At 60.1% G+C, this 2,170-nt stretch carries 5 protein-coding genes; 3 read left to right on the top strand and 2 right to left on the bottom strand.

Annotation, left to right across the window (positions count from 1 at the left end):
• Positions 1 to 286: 286 nt before the first annotated feature.
• Positions 287 to 592: a hypothetical protein gene (locus L8F96_RS18500; protein ID WP_334657019.1), complete on the top strand. Its 306-nt coding sequence runs from the start codon at positions 287 to 289 to the stop codon at positions 590 to 592.
• Between the two features lie 25 nt (positions 593 to 617).
• On the opposite strand, the gene L8F96_RS18495 is transcribed toward L8F96_RS18500, so the two are convergent.
• Positions 618 to 821 carry a hypothetical protein gene (locus L8F96_RS18495; RefSeq protein ID WP_334657018.1) on the bottom strand — a complete coding sequence of 68 codons (204 nt, stop codon included), beginning with the start codon at positions 819 to 821 and terminating at the stop codon, positions 618 to 620.
• Positions 822 to 927: 106 nt separating this feature from the next.
• On the opposite strand from L8F96_RS18495, the gene L8F96_RS18490 reads away from it, so the two are divergent.
• Positions 928 to 1,518, top strand: a complete 591-nt coding sequence (locus tag L8F96_RS18490) for a recombinase family protein (protein ID WP_294443974.1) — start codon at positions 928 to 930, stop codon at positions 1,516 to 1,518.
• On the opposite strand, the gene L8F96_RS18485 is transcribed toward L8F96_RS18490, so the two are convergent.
• Positions 1,519 to 1,686, bottom strand: a complete 168-nt coding sequence (locus tag L8F96_RS18485) for a hypothetical protein (protein ID WP_334657016.1) — start codon at positions 1,684 to 1,686, stop codon at positions 1,519 to 1,521.
• 83 nt (positions 1,687 to 1,769) lie between these two features.
• Here L8F96_RS18485 and L8F96_RS18480 point away from each other — a divergent pair, with 83 nt between their 5' ends.
• Positions 1,770 to 1,985: a hypothetical protein gene (locus tag L8F96_RS18480; RefSeq protein ID WP_334657015.1), complete on the top strand. Its 216-nt coding sequence runs from the start codon at positions 1,770 to 1,772 to the stop codon at positions 1,983 to 1,985.
• Positions 1,986 to 2,170 lie beyond the last annotated feature (185 nt).

Raw genomic sequence — 2,170 nt, 5'->3', positions numbered from 1 at the left:
CGCCTCGATAGGGCAACCGCTACCGGCACACCCGCCGAGACACATTCCGCGTCCCACGCGGGTGAAGTTCGGCATTTTGGGACGCCTAACCGTCACGGTCTTAAAGCCATGCGATACAATGGGAGGGACCGACGAGCGTTCCGCCCAGATGCATTCCAAAAACCCTCGCGATTCTGACCTTCCGAAAGCCCTGATTTCCCGTTGATCCGCGATGTCGATTTTACCCGTTCGAGAACCAGTTGATTCCTATGCGGCACGGACGATGATGTCGCTGGGAGACCGGACGATGAGCAAGGGCGATGGCGGTGGGGTGGCGATTAGGTTCGGCTACCACGGCTTGCCGGTGAGTGGGGAGAAGCGTCCCAAACTCACCCAAGCCATCGAGATCGATTGCCATCTCAACAAGAAGCGGCTGCGCGACGAGGCGAGGGCCAAGGTTGGGAAGCCCAAGAAGAGGCCAAAGCTGTCGAAGGCTGAACGGCAGGCCGAGAATGAGGCTCGCAAGCGCTACCGGGAAGGCCCCAAGGAGGTCGTCGTGGTGCAGCGGGTCGGTGGCGAGATCAGATCGGTGCGGAAGATCAAGCGGGCGTGAAGTTCCTGCTCGACCTCCAGCAACATCACCGCGCTCGTTCGATGAGCCCCATCAACTGATTCCCGGTGCCGACGATGCGGAAGGTGTCATCGACCGTCTTGCCGGTGGTGGGGTCGTAGGTGCCGAGGATGCGTCCCGCGAAGTTGAAGGCCCGCTGCCGCCCCTGCGTCATGTCCTCGATATGCCCGATGATGAAACCACGCTGATCCCGGATCGTCGTTCGCGCCATACTCGCCTCCATGGTGATGAAGGTCGAAGGCTCTCACGCGAACGGGAGATAATCGAACTAAATGAACTGCTTGACCCGTTCCAGAACTGAAGCGAGTCATTCTGGAATGACCAAGCGCATCGCCCTCTACACCCGCGTCTCACAGGACAGCCAGACCACCGAGAACCAGCGTCGAGAACTCATGGCCGTCGCCGAACGACTTGGCTGGGAAGTCGTCGCCGAGTTCACCGACCACGGTATCAGCGGGTCGAAGGGACGCGATAAGCGCCCCGGCTACGATGCGCTGATGAAGGCCGTGGCGCGGCGTGAGATCGACATGGTGGCAAGCTGGGCGGTGGACCGGCTCGGACGCTCCCTCCAGAACCTCGTCACCTTCCTCACCGAGATCAACGCCAAGGGGGTGGACCTGTATCTCCACCAGCAGGCGCTCGACACCAGCACGCCCAGCGGACGCGCCATGTTCGGTATGCTGTCGGTGTTCGCGGACTTCGAGCGTGAGATGATCATCTCACGGATCAAGGCCGGGTTGGCTCGATCCACGAAACGGTCTGGCCGACCGCCCCTCGACGCCGAGAAGGTTGAGCGTATCAAGCGCTCCCTCACCAAGGGCGTCAGCATCAACGCTACTGCCAAGAAGTTGAAGGTCGGTGTCGCGACCGTCCATCGGGTGAAGCAGCAGATGGCGCTCGCCGCCTGATCAACCAACGCGAAGCCACTCTATCGCCTCGTCGAAGGTCATCGCCATTCCCGGCTGCGCGCCCGCCTGCTCGATACACGCGAGGAAGTCCGGGTCGAGTTCTTCACCTCGGCAGATCGGGCAGGGTTCGTCGGCATGATCGTCGCACCGTTCGTCATGCTCGCCCATGATCTTGGCATCTCCGGCAGCGCCACTTCAATAATGCGGGCCGACCTGCCGCTTTGGTAGAATGGCTCCAAGGCAATGATGCCATGGATTTATATAAAATGCCCCAGCAAAACATAACAGTAGTTGTTCGAAAGGTATGGGAGGTTCTTATCATCCGCGATGACAACCAACCGCATGGTGAGTTGATCGATGACGAAGGCTTCAACAGCTACGCCGAAGCCCTACTGCATGCTGCGCGGCAGGCGGACCATTATGGAGTTGGCATCACCTATGGCGGTAGTGGCGTGAATGGCTGGTAGCAACACGTCGCGAAACCGGCTCAATGGCTGCGGGGGCGAGGCATCGAAGGAGCCTTACGGTTCGGGTGTTCTTCTGGGACTCGAACCTTCGAGCCCTCCCGCCATTGAAAAGGCAGGACAAAATCTAACCCGGCCCGCCGACCTTGATCACCCACCTCGGCATACTCCTCTTCTGGGCACCATTT

The organism is Sphingomonas panaciterrae (assembly GCF_036890205.1).
GTDB classification, from domain to species: domain Bacteria; phylum Pseudomonadota; class Alphaproteobacteria; order Sphingomonadales; family Sphingomonadaceae; genus Sphingomonas; species Sphingomonas panaciterrae.
Note: the sequence above shows the minus strand (reverse complement) of the source record. Positions and strands in the feature narration are given on the sequence as shown.

Excerpts from the sequence above, each read along its gene's own strand:
- L8F96_RS18490 (WP_294443974.1), top strand. The coding sequence starts at position 928 with ATGACCAAGCGCATCGCCCTCTACACCCGCGTCTCACAGGACAGCCAG.
- L8F96_RS18500 (WP_334657019.1), top strand. The coding sequence starts at position 287 with ATGAGCAAGGGCGATGGCGGTGGGGTGGCGATTAGGTTCGGCTACCAC.
- L8F96_RS18485 (WP_334657016.1), bottom strand. The coding sequence starts at position 1,686 with ATGGGCGAGCATGACGAACGGTGCGACGATCATGCCGACGAACCCTGC.
- L8F96_RS18495 (WP_334657018.1), bottom strand. The coding sequence starts at position 821 with ATGGCGCGAACGACGATCCGGGATCAGCGTGGTTTCATCATCGGGCAT.
- L8F96_RS18480 (WP_334657015.1), top strand. The coding sequence starts at position 1,770 with ATGGATTTATATAAAATGCCCCAGCAAAACATAACAGTAGTTGTTCGA.